Annotated in this window: 13 protein-coding genes; 6 read left to right on the top strand and 7 right to left on the bottom strand. The window is 61.9% G+C overall.

Annotation, left to right across the window (positions count from 1 at the left end; all coding sequences use genetic code 11):
- Positions 1-329: 329 nt before the first annotated feature.
- Entirely contained in the window at positions 330-1,706 is a 1,377-nt protein-coding gene (locus AO268_RS07030; RefSeq protein WP_099168256.1) for an amidase, read from the bottom strand.
- A 13-nt stretch (positions 1,707-1,719) separates the two neighbouring features.
- Positions 1,720-3,051 carry an MFS transporter gene (locus tag AO268_RS07025; protein ID WP_099168255.1) on the bottom strand — a complete coding sequence of 444 codons (1,332 nt, stop codon included), beginning with the start codon at positions 3,049-3,051 and terminating at the stop codon, positions 1,720-1,722.
- A gap of 212 nt (positions 3,052-3,263) precedes the next feature.
- Here AO268_RS07025 and AO268_RS07020 point away from each other — a divergent pair, with 212 nt between their 5' ends.
- On the top strand, positions 3,264-4,292 hold the full coding sequence (locus AO268_RS07020; RefSeq protein WP_099168254.1) for a LacI family DNA-binding transcriptional regulator: 1,029 nt from the start codon (positions 3,264-3,266) through the stop codon (positions 4,290-4,292).
- A 100-nt stretch (positions 4,293-4,392) separates the two neighbouring features.
- On the opposite strand, the gene AO268_RS07015 is transcribed toward AO268_RS07020, so the two are convergent.
- Positions 4,393-5,181 carry an AraC family transcriptional regulator gene (locus tag AO268_RS07015; protein WP_099168253.1) on the bottom strand — a complete coding sequence of 263 codons (789 nt, stop codon included), beginning with the start codon at positions 5,179-5,181 and terminating at the stop codon, positions 4,393-4,395.
- 84 nt (positions 5,182-5,265) lie between these two features.
- Between AO268_RS07015 and AO268_RS07010 the strand changes: the two genes are divergently transcribed.
- Together AO268_RS07010 and AO268_RS07005 are read left to right on the top strand one after the other, a co-directional pair.
- Complete coding sequence (locus AO268_RS07010; protein ID WP_099168252.1) at positions 5,266-6,264, top strand: bile acid:sodium symporter family protein; 999 nt, start codon at positions 5,266-5,268, stop codon at positions 6,262-6,264.
- A gap of 87 nt (positions 6,265-6,351) precedes the next feature.
- Positions 6,352-7,545, top strand: coding sequence for a sugar transporter (locus tag AO268_RS07005; RefSeq protein WP_099168251.1), 1,194 nt, complete (start codon positions 6,352-6,354; stop codon positions 7,543-7,545).
- 56 nt (positions 7,546-7,601) lie between these two features.
- Here AO268_RS07005 and AO268_RS07000 read toward each other — a convergent pair whose 3' ends face one another.
- The 3 genes from AO268_RS07000 to AO268_RS06990 form a co-directional block, all read right to left on the bottom strand.
- Positions 7,602-7,940 (bottom strand): DUF6124 family protein, encoded by a 339-nt coding sequence (locus AO268_RS07000; RefSeq protein ID WP_099168250.1) that lies wholly within the window; start codon positions 7,938-7,940, stop codon positions 7,602-7,604.
- Positions 7,941-9,155: 1,215 nt separating this feature from the next.
- On the bottom strand, positions 9,156-10,400 hold the full coding sequence (locus AO268_RS06995) for a saccharopine dehydrogenase family protein (protein WP_099168249.1): 1,245 nt from the start codon (positions 10,398-10,400) through the stop codon (positions 9,156-9,158).
- A 29-nt stretch (positions 10,401-10,429) separates the two neighbouring features.
- Positions 10,430-11,527 carry a carboxynorspermidine decarboxylase gene (locus tag AO268_RS06990; RefSeq protein WP_099168248.1) on the bottom strand — a complete coding sequence of 366 codons (1,098 nt, stop codon included), beginning with the start codon at positions 11,525-11,527 and terminating at the stop codon, positions 10,430-10,432.
- A 346-nt stretch (positions 11,528-11,873) separates the two neighbouring features.
- Here AO268_RS06990 and metE point away from each other — a divergent pair, with 346 nt between their 5' ends.
- From metE to yfcF, 3 genes are all read left to right on the top strand, one after another.
- On the top strand, positions 11,874-14,162 hold the full coding sequence (gene metE, locus AO268_RS06985; RefSeq protein ID WP_099168247.1) for a 5-methyltetrahydropteroyltriglutamate--homocysteine S-methyltransferase: 2,289 nt from the start codon (positions 11,874-11,876) through the stop codon (positions 14,160-14,162).
- 402 nt (positions 14,163-14,564) lie between these two features.
- On the top strand, positions 14,565-15,110 hold the full coding sequence (locus AO268_RS06975; RefSeq protein ID WP_099168246.1) for a DUF924 family protein: 546 nt from the start codon (positions 14,565-14,567) through the stop codon (positions 15,108-15,110).
- 124 nt (positions 15,111-15,234) lie between these two features.
- Positions 15,235-15,852 (top strand): glutathione transferase, encoded by a 618-nt coding sequence (gene yfcF / locus AO268_RS06970; RefSeq protein WP_186353144.1) that lies wholly within the window; start codon positions 15,235-15,237, stop codon positions 15,850-15,852.
- Here the strand turns inward: yfcF and AO268_RS06965 are convergent.
- On the bottom strand, positions 15,827-16,102 hold the full coding sequence (locus AO268_RS06965; RefSeq protein ID WP_099168244.1) for a hypothetical protein: 276 nt from the start codon (positions 16,100-16,102) through the stop codon (positions 15,827-15,829). The genes yfcF and AO268_RS06965 overlap by 26 nt on opposite strands.
- Between the last annotated feature and the right edge of the window lie 21 nt (positions 16,103-16,123).

Raw genomic sequence — 16,123 nt, 5'->3', positions numbered from 1 at the left:
CAGCTCCGGCAAACACCGAGAAACCCTGTGGGAGCTGTCGAGCTTTAGCGAGGCTGCGATGGCGGTGGGTCAGCCAACCTCAATGCCAGCAATACTGTCGCTATCGCAGCCTCGCCGGGGCTCGACAGCTCCCACATTATTTTGGGCCAGCAGGCATATCGTGTTCGCTGGAGGGCGCCAGCGTTAAGGCGCGCAGATCCGGCAAACACCGAGAAACCCTGTGGGAGCTGTCGAGCTTTAGCGAGGCTGCGATAGCGGTGGTTCAGTCAACATTAATGCCAGCAATGCCGCCGCCATCGCAGCCTCGCAGGGCGAGACAGCTCCCACATTCAATCTGTGCGATCTTGCCCTTGGCCCAGAACAAGCAACCGGCTCATCACCTGCAACAACCGATCATCCGCGCCAGCGGCACCAACCACCTGCAACCCCACCGGCAGGCCTCGTACGTGCCCCACCGGCAGGCTGAGCGCGGGTAGGCCGGTGAGGTTCCAGGCACTGGTGTGGCTGAGCACGGTGGCGCGTACATCAATGTCCTGTTCGCCAACCCGGACTGTGCGCGCATTGATCGGTGTGGCGGTAATCGGCACGCTGGGGGAGACCAGCAAGTCATAGTGCTCGAATAGATGCGCCATTGCCGCTTGGTACTGCGCCTGGCTGGCCTGCGCGCGAATGTATTGCCAGCCTTTGACTTCGCCCGATAACTCAAGGCGTTCGCGTACCTCCTGGTCAAACAGGTGTGGCGCATCCTGCATGCGTTCGGCATGCACCTCAAAGGCCTCGGCACGTTGCAGGGTCAGCAGGGTGTCTTTCATGCCCGGCGCCATTTTTTGCAGTGCGTCGGTGTGCTCAAGCGTGTCGCCAAACAGCTGCTGCGCCGCCTGATACACCTGCTGATTTACGTCGGCATCGACCGGGCCGAAGCTGCCACCGGTGAGCCAGCCCACCCGCAGCGGCTGCGCAGTGGCCGCTGGCGCACATGGACGGGCGGCCAGCACCTCGAACAGCAGGCGCGCATCTTCGATGTGATTGGCGATGGGGCCGACATGGTCGAGGCTCGAGGCCAGCGGGAACACCCCCTCTACCGGCACGCAGGCAAACGAGGGCTTGAAGCCGACCGTGCCACACAAGGCCGCCGGAATCCGTATCGAGCCGCCGGTATCGGTCCCCAGCGCCAGCGGCACCATGCCGCTGGCCACAGCCGCCGCACTGCCGGCGCTGGAGCCGCCGGTGATGCAACGGGCATCCCACGGGTTGCGTGCCGCGCCCTGCAACGAGCGGTCGCCGGTCGGGCCGTAGGCGAACTCGTGGGTCAGGGTCTTGCCGATAATCACCGCCCCGGCCTTGCGCACGCGTTGCACGCACAGGGCATCGCGCTCCGGCTGGTAACCGTCGAAATGCGCGGAGCCATAGGTGGTGAGGTAGTCAAAGGTGTCGATGTTGTCTTTGACCGCGACCGGTATGCCGTGCAGCGGGCCCAAGTCCCGGCCCTGGGCCAGCAGCGCGTCGGCCTTGCGTGCCTGGGCCAGGGCGATGGAGGCATCGACTTGCACGAAGGCATTCAGGATCGGGTTCAAGCGTTCGATGCTGTCCAGGGCGGCTTGTGTCAGCTCGACACTGGTCACGCTGCCAGCACGCAGGCGCGCGGCCAGCGTGACGATCGATAGGCCAAAAAAATACCCAGCGTGGGTAGGCTTCACCAGGCTCATGTAAACAACTCCATCAAATAGCGGCGGGTATAGAGGGCGCGGCGACCTGGCGGCCGCCTGGGCGGACCATCAGCATGGCGCTCATGCCCAGCGCCGTGGCCACTGCGGCAGCCACGAACATCGACGAGTAGCCGTAACGAACGGTCAGGTAGCCGGTGAGCATCGGGGCGATGAACGACGCGGTGTTGGCAATGAAGTGCGTCATGCCGCTGTAGGCGCCCACCCGGTTGGACGGCGCAGTGTCGATCACCACGGCCCAGTACACGGAGTTGGGTAGGGCGTTCAGCGCGTTGGCCAACGTCATCAAGGCAATCACGCCCCACACGGTCTGGGCCTGGGACACCATGATGAAGCACAAGGTGGTCAGCAGCAGGCAAGTCGCGGCCAGCCAGCTGCGTGCGACTTTCAGGTTGCCGGTGCGGCGCAGCAGCAAGTCCGATATTTTGCCGCCCAGCAGCACGGTGAAGCAGGCGCCGGTCCACGGGATCATGCCCATGTACCACAGCGACGACAGGTTGTAGTGGAACTCATCCTGCAGGTACTTGGGGGTCCAGGTCAGCAGCAGGAAGGTCACGTAGACAAACGAGAAGTAACCGACGGCGTTGAGCAGCAGGTCCTTGTTCTTGAAGAAGTGCCAGACCGGCGCAACGCTGGTGGTGGGGGTCGAGGCATTGGCGGCGTCGGCGCGCTCTTTACGCAGGAACTCGAGTTCGGCCTTGGACACGCGCGGGTTTTCATCCGGGGTGTTGGTGAAGCGGGTCATGAAAAAGATCAGCAGCGCCAGGCTGGCCAGGCCCAGCACCACGAACATGCTGCGCCAGCTGCCGGTCAAGGTTTGCAGGCCCACGGCCACCGGTGCGGTCAGCAGTGCACCCAATGGGGTGCTCAGCAGGCCCACCGACACAACAAAACCGCGCTCCTTGGGCGTGGCCCAGTTGGCCACGCTCTTGTTGATCACCGAGTACGCCGGACCTTCGGCAAACCCGAACATCACGCGGATGGTGGCGAACCCGGCCATGGCCGAGCCGCCGAGGAACGCCAGCCCGAAGTCACCGGCAAATGCCGTGGCAATTTCAAATATCGACCACGTGGCGCCGGCGATCAGCCAGATGCGCTTGGCACCAAAACGGTCGGCCAGAATGCCACCGACCAGTGCCCCGAGGATGTAGCCGTAGCCGAAGTAACCCAGCACGTTGCCCCAGTCGGCCTTGTCGAAACCGTACTCGGGAAGAATGCTCGCCGAGGCATAGGCAATCGCGCCGCGGTCGATGTAGTTGAGCAGTGCCATCAGCATGATCAGGAAGAAAATCTGGTAGCGGAAAGACGGGATAGCGGGGCTATTCATAGGGATCTGACTCTTCAAAATGATGGCAGAAGTCAAAAAGTCGGCCGCGTCCGGCGTATTTTTATTGTTTGCCCAAACGTTTGGGTTGGCGAAATGTAAGGCGCGTAAAAATTTTAGTCAAACGTTTGGGTAAAGATTTATCAGCGGCTGCGACACGCCCGTTCGGGTAGACTCTGCGCGCTAAATATCAGACAGTCGGAAGCCCTACCACCATGCCGAGCCCCTCTCGCCCAGCCACCTTGAAGTCCATGGCAACTGCACTGGGCGTGCATGTGTCCACGGTGTCGCGGGTACTCAATGGCGACCCGGCCGGGGTCGAGCGAGCGGCGTCGGCCGACGTGGTGGCGCGCATTCGTGCATTGGCCAAGGAGCTGGATTACCGGCCAAACACCCAGGCATCGAGCCTGAAACTGCGCAAAAGCCAGGAAATCTGTGTGCTGATGCCCAGGCTCACCGACCTGGTGATGGCGACCATTTATGACAGCATCGACAGTGCCGCCGAGCAGGCCGGCTACCTGACCTTCGTTTCCAATACCGACGACCAGCAACCCCGGCAGATGGCGCGGGCCGAGCACGCCTTGCGCCGCTCGGTAGCGGGGTTGATCGTCGGTGACTCCCATGTAGGCGAAAGCCAGCCGCTGCTCGACCTGTTGGCGCGCAAGCACATTCCCTACGTGTTGGTCAGCCGGCAGATTGCCGGGCATCTGGCGGTATGCAGTGACGATGAGTTGGGCGGCTGGTTGGCGGCCGAGCACTTGTACCAATTGGGCTGTCGCGATGTGGCGATCCTGGCGGGTGAGCGGCATGCCTCGACCGGCGCGGACCGCACCCGTGGGTTTACCCGCTATTACCGTGAGCAAGGCATCACGTTGCGCCCGGAGTGGACGCTCAATGGTCCTTTTGACAGCCAGACCGGGCACCGCCAGGGCGCGTATCTGCTGGGCCTGAGCCCGCGACCCCAGGCGTTTTTCGCGGTCAATGACTTCCTGGCCATCGGCCTGATGGGCGCCGTGCGTGACCAGGGCTTGATGCCGGGCAAAGACATTGCCGTGGTGGGCTTCAATGACATACCGCTGGCCAATGAACTGATGGTTCCCCTGACCAGCGTGCGCCTGCCGTTGGCAGAGATGGGCCGCCATGCGGTTGAACTGTTGCTCAAGCGCATCGCGGGCGAGGCTGTCGAGTCGATCAGGGTGGCGCCGCAGTTGCAGGTGCGCGCCAGTTCGTCTTTGTTGCGCTAGCGGTGTGTCAGTCGATAAATTCAGTGACTAAACCACCGCTATCGCGAGCAAGCCCGCTCCCACAGGGGGATTGTGGACAGTCAAAAGCCGCGGTATTCAATCAGCGAAAAAACTCCCCCGGCGTCGCAGCAAACTGCTGGCGAAACGCCGCAATAAACGCCGACACCGACTCATAGCCACAGCCCAGCGCCACATCCGTCACCCGTTCCCCGCGTTCCAGGCCCGGCAGCGCCCCCAGCAGGCGTAGGCGTTGGCGCCAGGCGCGATAGGTCAAGCCGGTATCGCTCAAGAACAACCGGCTCAAGGTTTTTTCACTGACCCCCAGCTTCTGGCTCCACTGCCCCAAGGTCGTCGCCTGTTCCGGGTGCAGGCTCAAGCTGCGATAGACCTGCCGCAACCGGCTGTCGTGGGGCAGGGGCAGCATCAGGTCTACCTGCGGCGCGGCGGCCAATTGGTCCAGCAGCACCTGGGCCAGGCGCCCATCCGGGCCGTCTTCGGCATATTCCACCGGCAGTTCGCTAAAGCGGCGGATCAACTCGCGCAGCAAGTCACTCACCGCCAGCACCTGGCAGCGCTCCGCGGCCCAGGTCGTTACGCTGCAGTCCAGGTACAGGCTGCGCATCTCGGTGTGGGGCGAGCTGAACACCCGGTGCGCGACCCCCGCCGGGATCCACACCGCGCGCTGCGGTGGTGCGACAAAGCGCCCGGCGCTGGTCTGGATCTCCAGCACCCCGCAAATCGCATACGACAACTGCACCCACGGGTGGCTATGGCGGCGGGTCAGGGCGCGGTTGGGCAGGGATTCGGTGCGGCCATACACCGGGCGCGGCAGGCTGGCGAGCCCGGGGATGCTGCGGCGAACGGCCTTTTCATGTCCTTTTGGCGGCATTTACTGGCTCATTGGCGTTAGTCGGTAAGCGGCTGTTACGTTAGAGTCGCCACGACGCCCTGGCAACCCCTGGAAGAACAGCTAATGAAACGCCCACGGTTTTTACCCGACAACTTCACCCTGATCCTGATTGCCACGGTGGTGCTCGCCTCCTTGTTGCCGGTTGGCGGCCAGGCCGCCGTGGCGTTCGGCTGGGTGACCAACCTGGCCATTGCGCTGCTGTTTTTCCTGCATGGCGCCAAGCTGTCGCGCCAGGCCATCGTCGCCGGCGCCGGGCACTGGCGCTTGCACCTGCTGGTGTTCAGCCTGACCTTCGTGCTGTTCCCGCTGCTGGGCCTGGCGCTCAAGCCGCTGTTGTCACCGATGATCGGCAAAGACCTGTACATGGGCATGCTCTACTTGTGCGCGTTACCGGCCACGGTGCAGTCGGCGATTGCCTTTACTTCCCTGGCGCGGGGCAATATCCCGGCGGCGATTTGCAGCGCGGCGGCCTCCAGCCTGTTCGGTATCTTCCTCACGCCGTTGCTGGTGGCCTTGTTGCTCAATGTGCATGGCGACGGCGGCTCGACTGTGGATGCCGTGCTCAAGATCAGCGTGCAACTGTTGCTGCCGTTTGTGGCCGGGCAGATCGCCCGGCGCTGGATTGGCGCGTGGGTGGGGCGCAATAAGAACTGGCTGAAATTCGTCGATCAGGGCTCGATCCTGCTGGTGGTCTACGGCGCCTTCAGCGAGGCGGTCAACGAAGGCATCTGGCACCAGATTCCGCTGTGGGAACTGGGCGGCCTGGTGGTGGCTTGCTGCATCTTGCTGGCGCTGGTGCTGGCGGCGTCCGCTTTCTTGGGCAAGGCCCTGGGCTTTAACCAGGAGGACCGCATCACCATCCTGTTCTGTGGCTCGAAAAAAAGCCTGGCCACCGGTGTGCCAATGGCCCAGGTATTGTTTGCCGGCAGCACCATGGGCGTGTTGATCCTGCCGTTGATGCTGTTCCATCAGATCCAGTTGATGGTCTGCGCGGTGCTGGCCCAGCGCTATGCCAATCGCCCGGAGTCGATTCCCGAGATCATGGCGCAAGTCGATCCCTGAACCATCGTGTTACTATTTTTCGGCGCCGCTCAAGGGCAGGCATCGGGCCGTCAGGATCGGCGCGCAACCGAGTAAAACGACCTGTCGATGAGCACTTCCACCGCAACCCCCGCCGCCAACTGGCAACCGGTCATCGCCCTGGCGCTGGCCGCCTTTGTGTTCAACACCACCGAGTTCGTGCCGGTCGGCCTGCTCAGTGCCATCGGCGCCAGTTTCGACATGCCGATCGCCCGGGTCGGCCTGATGCTCACCATTTATGCCTGGGTGGTGTCATTGACGTCGCTGCCGGTGATGTTGCTGACCCGTAACGTCGAACGGCGCAAGTTGCTGATTGTGCTGTTCGGTCTGTTTATCGCCAGCCATATCCTCTCCAGCGTGGCCAACAGTTTTGGTCTGTTGATGGTCAGCCGTATCGGCATCGCCTTGTCCCATGCGTTGTTCTGGTCGATCACCGCCTCCCTGGCGGTACGCCTGGCACCCCCGGGCAAACAGGTGCAGGCCCTGGGCTTGCTGGCCACCGGCACCTCGCTGGCGATGGTGTTGGGCATTCCCCTGGGGCGCCTGTTGGGGGAGGCCATGGGCTGGCGCACCACCTTTTTGGTGATCGCCGGTTTTGCCGCGGCCCTGGTGTTGTGGCTGGCGCGTACCTTGCCGCTGTTGCCGAGCCAGAACTCCGGCTCGCTGCGTAGCCTACCCATACTGTTCAAGCGCCCGGCGCTGGTGGCGTTGTATGTGTTGACGGCCATGGTGGTCACCGCCCAGTTCACGGCCTACAGCTATATAGAACCCTTTGTCGAACGCGTTGCGGGCCTGGGTGGCAATGCGGTGACCCTGGTGCTGCTGGTGTTTGGCGGGGCGGGGATCATCGGTTCGTTGCTGTTCAGCCTGTTGCACCGTTTCAGCCCTTATCGTTTTTTGCTGGTGGCCGTATCGGTGCTGGCGCTGTGCCTGGGGCTGCTGTTGCCCTTGAGTGGCGACGTGTCGTACCTGGTGGTGCTGAGCGTGTTCTGGGGCATGGCGATCATGGCCTTTGGCTTGGCGTTGCAGTCCAAGGTCCTGGTGCTGGCGCCGGACGCGACGGATGTGGCGATGGCAATGTTTTCCGGGATCTACAACATCGGCATTGGCGGCGGGGCCTTGCTGGGCAGCTGGGTCGGCGGGCACTTTGGCTTTGCCTGGATCGGCGCGGCGGGGGGCTTGCTGGCGGTGGCGGCGCTGGGGGTGTATTGCCTGTCGATTTATCGGTTTGGGCAGGGCGGATCGAACGAACAGGGCAAGTAGCGCCAGCTTGCCAGCGATGGCGTCCGCCAGGACGCCACGGCCGATCAAGCACAGCTCTACAGGGCCGATTGTGCGCAGCCATCCAGCGCCTGGTCGACCAGCATCTGCACGCCTTCGAGCATCCGGCAAAGGCCCAGGGCCATGCTGCGGGGTGTGCCGTCGATTTCAAAGGCCAGGTGCGTGGCGAGCACGTTGATCGACGCCAGGTCTTGTGAGGCATTGATCAGCAGGGTTTCGGCGTCCAGGTCGGTGCGTACGGTAAATAATGCGGCTGAGGCCGGGTCGCTGGGGGCGGGGTTTTCAGGGTGTAGATAGTGGTTGATTGCACGATACGCCGCATCGCGCAGCAGGCTGGCATCGTAGCTGGGTGGGGGGTTGGGGCTGTGTTTGATCATGGTGAAGCTCCGTTGATAAGTGGAGCCGCCACCGTTCGCGGTCAAACGAGTGGGGTGGCAGCTGTACGCGGGTTGACCGACCGGTTATCAACGAAACCCGGCATACCCGAAGGTATCCCGCGCACAGCCGCCGCGACACGATACATCAGGCACAAAAAAAACGCCTGAAATAGGTGCTGGGCATAGCAATTCGTCAATTGGTCGGACGGTCAAATCCGGCCGCTGATTGGGCAGCGGCAACAGGGAGGTTAGTCAGCACCTTTCCGAGGGACAACCTGAAACAGATGTAGGAAGCATCTGGTACTCCAGCGTTAAGGTACACAGATCCGGCAAACACCGATAAACCCTGTGGGAGCTGTCGAGCCCCAGCGAGGCTGCGATAGCGGTGGGTCAGCCAGCTTCAATGCCAGCAGTGCCGCCGCCATCGCAGCCTCGCCGGGGCTCGACAGCTCCCACATTATTTTGGGCCAACTGGCATACCGTGTTCGCTGGAGGGAGCCAGCGTTAAGGTACGCAGCTCCGGCCAACACCGATAAACCCTGTGGGAGCTGTCGAGCCCCAGCGAGGCTGCGATAGCGGTGGGTCAGCCAGCTTCAATGCCAGCAGTGCCGCCGCCATCGCAGCCTCGCCGGGGCTCGACAGCTCCCACATTATTTTGGGCCAACTGGCATACCGTGTTCGCTGGAGGGAGCCAGCGTTAAGGTACGCAGCTCCGGCCAACACCGATAAACCCTGTGGGAGCTGTCGAGCTTTAGCGAGGCTGCGATAGCGGTGGTTCAGCCAACATCAATGCCAGCAGTGCCGCCGCCATCGCAGCCTCGCTGGGGCTCGACAGCTCCCACATTATTTTGGGCCAACTGGCATACCGTGTTCGCTGGAGGGAGCCAGCGTTAAGGCCCGCAGCTCCCGCAAACACCGACAAACCCTGTGGGAGCTGTCGAGCTTTAGCGAGGCTGCGATAGCGGTGGTTCAGCCAACATCAATGCCAGCAGTGCCGCCGCCATCGCAGCCTCGCCGGGCGAGACAGCTCCCACCTTGATCTTCATTGTTTGGGGGATTGCATTTCAGATGCCGCACGGGCATGCAACCGGGCATGGAGATCTAATGTAGGAGTTGTAGGCACTGGCAACATTGATATCCGCCCTCGCAACGATCCGGGCAATGTTTTTGATCGCTCCCACAGGACGTGGGAGCGATCCGTCAATCAAGACGCTATCAGGCGATAGCATCCCAGGCGCGGTCGCCTTTTTCGTCCTTGATACGGGTCGGCAGGCCCATCACGTCCAGCGCCTTGAGGAACGGCTCGGCGGGCAGTTCTTCAACGTTGGCCATGCGTTGCACGTCCCACTCGCCACGGGCCACCAGCAGCGCAGCGGCGACCGGCGGTACACCGGCGGTGTAGGAGATGCCCTGGCTGTCGGTCTCGGCATAGGCTGCTTCGTGGCAGGCCACGTTGTAGATGAACAGCTCGCGTGGCTGGCCATCCTTGGTGCCCTTGACCAGGTCGCCGATGCAGGTCTTGCCGGTGTAGCCCGGTGCCAGCGAGGACGGGTCAGGCAGCACGGCCTTGACCAGTTTCAAAGGCACCACTTGCAGGCCTTCGGCAGTGGTGACCGGTTTTTCGGAGAGCAGGCCGAGGTTGTTCAGCACGGTGAACACATTGATGTAGTGTTCGCCGAAGCTCATCCAGAACCGCACGTTGGGCACGTCGAGGTTTTTCGACAACGAGTGCACTTCATCGTGGCCGGTCAGGTACAGGTTCTGCAAACCCACTACCGGTAGGTCGTCGGTACGTTTGACCTCGAACATGGTGTTACGGGTCCACTGGCTGTCCTGCCAGCTCCACACCTGTCCGGTGAATTCGCGGAAGTTGATTTCCGGGTCGAAATTGGTGGCGAAATATTTGCCGTGGCTGCCGGCATTGACGTCGAGAATGTCGATCGAATCAATGCGGTCAAAATGCTGTTGTTGCGCCAGCGCCGCATAGGCGTTGACCACACCGGGGTCAAACCCCACACCGAGGATCGCAGTGATGTTCTTCTGCTTGCATTCCTCCAGGTGGTTCCACTCGTAGTTGCCGTACCACGGCGGGGTCTCGCAGACCTTGCCCGGCTCTTCGTGGATGGCGGTGTCGAGGTAAGCTACGCCGGTATCGATGCAGGCACGCAGTACCGACATGTTGAGGAAGGCAGAGCCGACGTTGATGACGATCTGCGATTCGGTCTCGCGGATCAGTGCCTTGGTCGCTTCCACGTCCAGGGCGTTCAGGGCAAAGGCCTGGATCTGGGCGGGAACCTTGAGGCTACCCTTGGCCTTGACGCTGTCGATGATGGCCTGGCATTTGGAGATGTTGCGCGACGCGATAGCAATACGACCAAGCTCGTCGTTGTGCTGCGCGCACTTGTGGGCCACCACCTTGGCGACACCTCCTGCACCAATGATAAGAACGTTCTTTTTCAATTGCTTTATCTCTCCTTTATCTGTCCGCTTTACGAAAGGCTGGACAGGTAGTCGTCGTAACCAAATTCACGAACCACCTCGACTGTACCGTCGAGTTGTTTCACTACGATGGACGGCATTTTCAGGCCGTTGAACCAGTTTTTCTTGACCATGGTGTAGCCTGCCGTGTCGATGAACGACAGTCGATCGCCGATGGCCAGCGGCTGATCAAATTGATACTCACCAAAGATATCCCCAGCCAGGCAGGATTTGCCGCACACCATGTAGGTGTGTTCGCCGGTGCTCGGCGCCAGCTTGGCGTTGAGGCGATAGATCAGCAGGTCCAGCAGGTGGGCTTCGATGGAGCTGTCGACCACGGCGAGGTGTTTGCCGTTGTACAGGGTGTCGAGCACGGTCACTTCCAGGGAAGCGCTGTTGGTGATCGCCGCTTCGCCGGGTTCCAGGTACACCTGCACGTCGTACTTCTGCGAGAAGGCCTTGAGGCGCTGGCAGAAGGCGTCGATGGCATAGCCTTCACCGGTAAAGTGGATGCCGCCGCCGAGGCTGACCCAGTTGACCTTGTGCAGCAGTGCGCCAAAGCGTTCTTCGATGGTGTTCAGCATCTGGTCGAACAGGCTGAAGTCACCGTTCTCACAGTTGTTGTGGAACATGAAACCGGAGATCTGCCCGATCACTTCTTCGATCTTCACCGGGTCCCACTCGCCCAGGCGGCTGAACGGGCGCGCCGGGTCGGCCAGCAGGTAGTCGGAGCTGCTCACTTGCGGGTTGACGCGCAGGCCGCGGGTCTTGCCCTCGCTGCGCTGCGCAAAGCGCTGCAACTGGCTGATGGAGTTGAAGATGATCTTGTCACAGTTGTCGAGCATCTCTTCGAGCTCATCGTCGGCCCAGGCCACGCTGTAGGCGTGGGCTTCGCCTTCAAACTTCTGGCGACCGAGCTTGAGCTCATACAGCGACGAGGACGTGGTGCCGTCCATGTACTCCTGCATCAGGTCGAACACCGACCAGGTGGCAAAGCACTTGAGTGCCAGCAGCGCCTTGGCGCCGGACTGCTCGCGCACGTAGGCGATCTTCTGCATGTTGGTCAGAAGCTTCTGTTTATCGATGAGGTAATACGGGGTTTTGATCATTTTTCAGAGCCTGTGGCGGAGCCTGCCAAAAAAGGACAGGCATTGTGCCCGCACTTGCTCAGGATCGAAAGGTTCGTCAGCGGAATTTGCAGGCTTTGGCCTGCACGGTATTCAGGTCGTGCTCTGGCCACCCGTAAATTCTTGTCATGGCCCCAGTGGAACCTATAGCGCCGAAGTACGACGTAATGGGCAATACATCACTGCTGGACTTCACCGGTTTTCTTGAAAAGCCTGGGGTGTTTCGATCATGAGTTAAATTCGTGATCATCTGCAATAAAATGAGTTTGTCTCACTATGCATCGCTGCCGACAATAGCTCCCATCCCCACACATTGGAGTTTTTTGTCATGGCTGTCGCTCATTCCCTTGGATTTCCGCGCATTGGACGCGATCGTGAACTGAAAAAAGCGCAGGAAGCGTTTTGGAAGGGGGAGTTGGACGAAGCCGGCCTGCGCGCCGTCGGCCGTGAGCTGCGCAAAACCCACTGGGCCTTGCAGAAACAGGCCGGTATCGAGCTGCTGCCGGCCGGGGATTTTGCCTGGTACGACCAGGTGCTGACCCACTCGCTGATGTTTGGCGTGATCCCCGAGCGTTTCCGCCCGGCCGATGGGCATGCCACCCTCGATACCCTGTTTGCCATGGCCCGTGGCGTCAGCGACAGCTGCTGCGGCGGCGCCCACGCCCAGGAAATGACCAAGTGGTTCGACACCAACTACCACTACCTGGTGCCAGAATTCAGCGCGGACCAGCAGTTCCACCTGGGCTGGGACCAACTGTTTGAAGAAGTCCAGGAAGCCCGCGACCTGGGGCACACCGTCAAGCCGGTGGTGATCGGGCCGCTGACGTACCTGTGGCTGGGCAAGGCCAAGGGCGGCGACTTCGACAAGCTCGACCTGCTCGACCGCCTGCTGCCGCTGTACGGCCAGATCTTCCAGCGCCTGGCGGAGCTGGGGGTGGAGTGGGTGCAGATCGATGAGCCGATCCTGGTGCTTGACCTGCCCCAGGCCTGGAAAAATGCCTTTGAGCGCGCCTACAACCTGATCCAGCGTGACCCGCTGAAAAAACTGGTCGCCACCTACTTTGGCGGCCTGGAAGAGAACCTGGGCCTGGCGGCCAACTTGCCGGTCGATGGTCTGCACATTGACCTGGTGCGTGCGCCGCAACAATACCCGACCATTCTCGACCGCCTGCCGGCCTATAAAGTGTTGTCGTTGGGGGTGGTCAACGGGCGCAACGTCTGGCGCTGCGACCTGGAAAATGCCCTGGCCACCTTGCAGCACGCCCAAGAGCGCCTGGGTGATCGCTTGTGGATCGCGCCGTCCTGCTCGCTGCTGCACAGCCCGGTTGACCTGGGGCGTGAAGACAAGCTCGACGCCGAGCTGAAAAGCTGGCTGGCCTTCGCCGTACAAAAATGTGAAGAAGTGGCCGTGCTGACCCAAGCCATCAACCAGCCAGAAGCCGCGAACGTGGTGGCTGCCCTGGCCCAAAGCCGTGCCGTGCAGGCGGCCCGTGCAGCCTCGCCGCGCATCCACAAGCCGGCGGTCCAAGCTCGTGTTGCGGCCATCACCGCCAAGCACAGTCAGCGCCAGTCGCGGTTTGCCCAGCGCATCGCCAAGCAGCGCGCCGGCCTCGACCTGCCGCTGTTCCCGACCACCACCATTGGCTCGTTCCCGCAGACCGCATCGATCCGCCTGGCGCGCCAGTCGTTCAAGGCCGGCAAGTTGAGCGAAGCCGAATATGTCGAGGCGATGCACAGCGAGATCAGGCACGCCGTTGAAGTGCAGGAAAATCTCGGCCTGGACGTGCTGGTGCACGGTGAAGCCGAACGTAACGACATGGTCGAGTACTTTGCCGAGCAACTCGATGGCTACGTGTTCACCCGCTTTGGCTGGGTGCAGAGCTACGGCTCGCGCTGCGTGAAACCAGCAGTGATCTTCGGCGACTTGAGCCGCCCGAACGCCATGACCGTGGAGTGGATCCGCTACGCCCAAGGCCTGACCGACAAGGTGATGAAGGGCATGCTGACAGGCCCGGTGACCATGCTGATGTGGTCATTCCCCCGCGAGGACGTGAGCCGCGAAGTGCAGGCCCGGCAACTGGCCCTGGCGATCCGCGATGAAGTGCTGGACCTGGAAGCGGCGGGCATCAAGATCGTGCAGATCGATGAAGCGGCATTCCGTGAAGGCCTGCCCCTGCGCCGGGACCAGTGGCAACACTACCTGGACTGGGCCACCGAAGTCTTCCGCCTGTGCGCCTCGGGTGTGCGCGATGAAACCCAGATCCATACCCATATGTGCTACAGCGAATTCAACGATGTGATCGAGTCCATTGCGGCGATGGATGCCGATGTGATCACCATCGAGACTTCGCGTTCGGATATGGAGTTGCTGGACGCGTTTGAAGCGTTCGACTACCCCAATGACATCGGCCCGGGAGTCTACGACATCCACTCGCCACGGGTACCGGACGCCTCGGAAATGGCCAACCTGCTGCGCAAGGCCGCCCGGCGTATCCCGGCCGAACGGCTGTGGGTCAACCCCGACTGCGGCCTGAAGACCCGCGCCTGGCCGGAGACGGAAGCGGCGTTGATCCATATGGTGGCGGCAGCGCGGCAATTGCGGGCTGAATTGGCGTAATTGCTGCTGACACAAATCCCATTGTGGAAGCGGGCTTATGTGGCGCGGCGCAGATCTTGTGCCCAGCCAAAATCCCCTGTGGGAGCGGGCTTGCTCGCGATGGCGCCAGCCCCGCCAACATTTCTGGCGGCAGATACACCGCCATCGCCGGCAAGCCAGCTCCCACCTTTGTTTTGTGGTGCGGCGCAGATCTTGTGTCCAGCCAAAATCCCCTGTGGGAACGGGCTTGCCCGCGATAGCGCCAGCCCAGCCAACATTTCTGGCGGCAGATACACCGCCATCGCCGGCAAGCCAGCTCCCACCTTTGTTTTGTATTGGCTGGCGCCCGTGGATTTCCCAGTCGGAATCAGATCATTCAGATGCTAGGGTAGGCCATAGACCTTGACGACCCAGGAGTCACTTATGAGCGCCCCGATTGATTTCAAAGCTGTCGTGCAATTCTGGACGGCGGCGGGCCCATCCCGTTGGTTCAAGAAAGATGCACAGTTCGATGCCGAGTTCGGCGCACGTTTCCAGGAGGCCCACTTCCAGGCGGCCAGGGGCGAGTTGGAGCACTGGCTGAACGAGCCCGAAGGCGCGTTGGCACTGCTGATCCTGCTCGATCAATACCCACGCAATAGCTTCCGCGGCACTGCCCATATGTTTGCCACCGATCCACTGGCCAGGGCTTACGCCGGGCGTATGGTCGATGCGGGAATGGACCGCCTGGTCGACCCGGCATTGCGCGCATTCTGCTACTTGCCTTTCGAGCATTCCGAGCAGCCCGAGGACCAGCAGCGTTCCCTGGCACTGAACAAACAGCTGGATGCCGATACCTACCACTGGGCCAAGGAGCATGCCGAGATCATCCAGCGGTTCGGCCGGTTTCCCCATCGCAATGCGGCGTTGGGCCGGGTGACGACCGAGGAGGAGCAGGCGTTCCTCAGCGGTGGTGGGTTTTCCGGGTAGGGTGTAGGAACTGGCCGTATTCCGCCGAGGAATGCCCCCATAAAAAAGCGGCATTGTCTTTATCGCCGCGCATTTCGTAGCGTGGCTGCTCACCCAAGGAGATGCCGTTGTGACGAACCTGCCGATGCGCTTGTATGTCGATGCCCAGTTCACCAGCCCGTATGCGATGTCGGTGTTTGTGACCCTGCGGGAAAAAGGCCTGCCGTTTGAGGTGCGCACCCTCGACCTGGACGCGCTGGAGCAGCAGGCGCCGGTGTTTGCCGGGCTGTCCGTGACGCAGCGCGTGCCGACCCTGGAGCAGGGTGGGTTTGCGTTGTCCGAGTCGTCGGCGATTACCGAGTACCTGGAGGATGTATTCCCACAGGTGCCGGTGTATCCAAGGGAGCCGCGCCAACGGGCGCGGGCGCGGCAGATCCAGGCGTGGTTGCGCAGTGACTTGCTGCCGATCCGCCAGGAACGCTCCACGCTGGTGGTGTTTTGCGCGGCCAAATATGGTCCGTTGTCACACCAGGCCCAGGTGGCGGCCGATAAACTGATTGCGGCTGCGCAGCAGTGGTTGGCCGAGGGGGATGACTATCTGTTTGGCCAATGGTCGATTGCTGACCTGGACCTGGCCGTGATGCTCAACCGGCTGATCCTCAACGGCGATCCGCTGCCCGCACGGCTGGTGGCGTATGCCCGGCGGCAGTGGCAGCGGCCATCAGTACAGGCCTGGGTCAACCAGGCACGTCCTTCGTTGTAGCGCCCAGCGGCCACGCCTGTTCGACCCGGCGGTCGAGGTCTTCCCAGTCTTCCATGCCGAGCACCCGGGTGGTGTTCAGGCCGCGCAGGTAACCGCGGAGTTGCTGGGCGGCGGCGCAGGCCTGGTCGGTGTCGGTAGCGGGGGCCTGCAGGATGTTTTCGTACTCGACCAAATAGTCGGCAACACGCTCGCGAAACTCCGGCAGGACGGCGTTGCGGATGCGATCAAAGGTCTTCTGATGGGGTTTCATGGAGAGGTCCTTCTTATAGAT

Origin of the sequence: Pseudomonas sp. ICMP 8385 (assembly GCF_002699915.1) — a bacterium.
Lineage (GTDB): Bacteria > Pseudomonadota > Gammaproteobacteria > Pseudomonadales > Pseudomonadaceae > Aquipseudomonas > Aquipseudomonas gessardii.
This window is presented reverse-complemented; position numbering and strand designations above follow the sequence as displayed.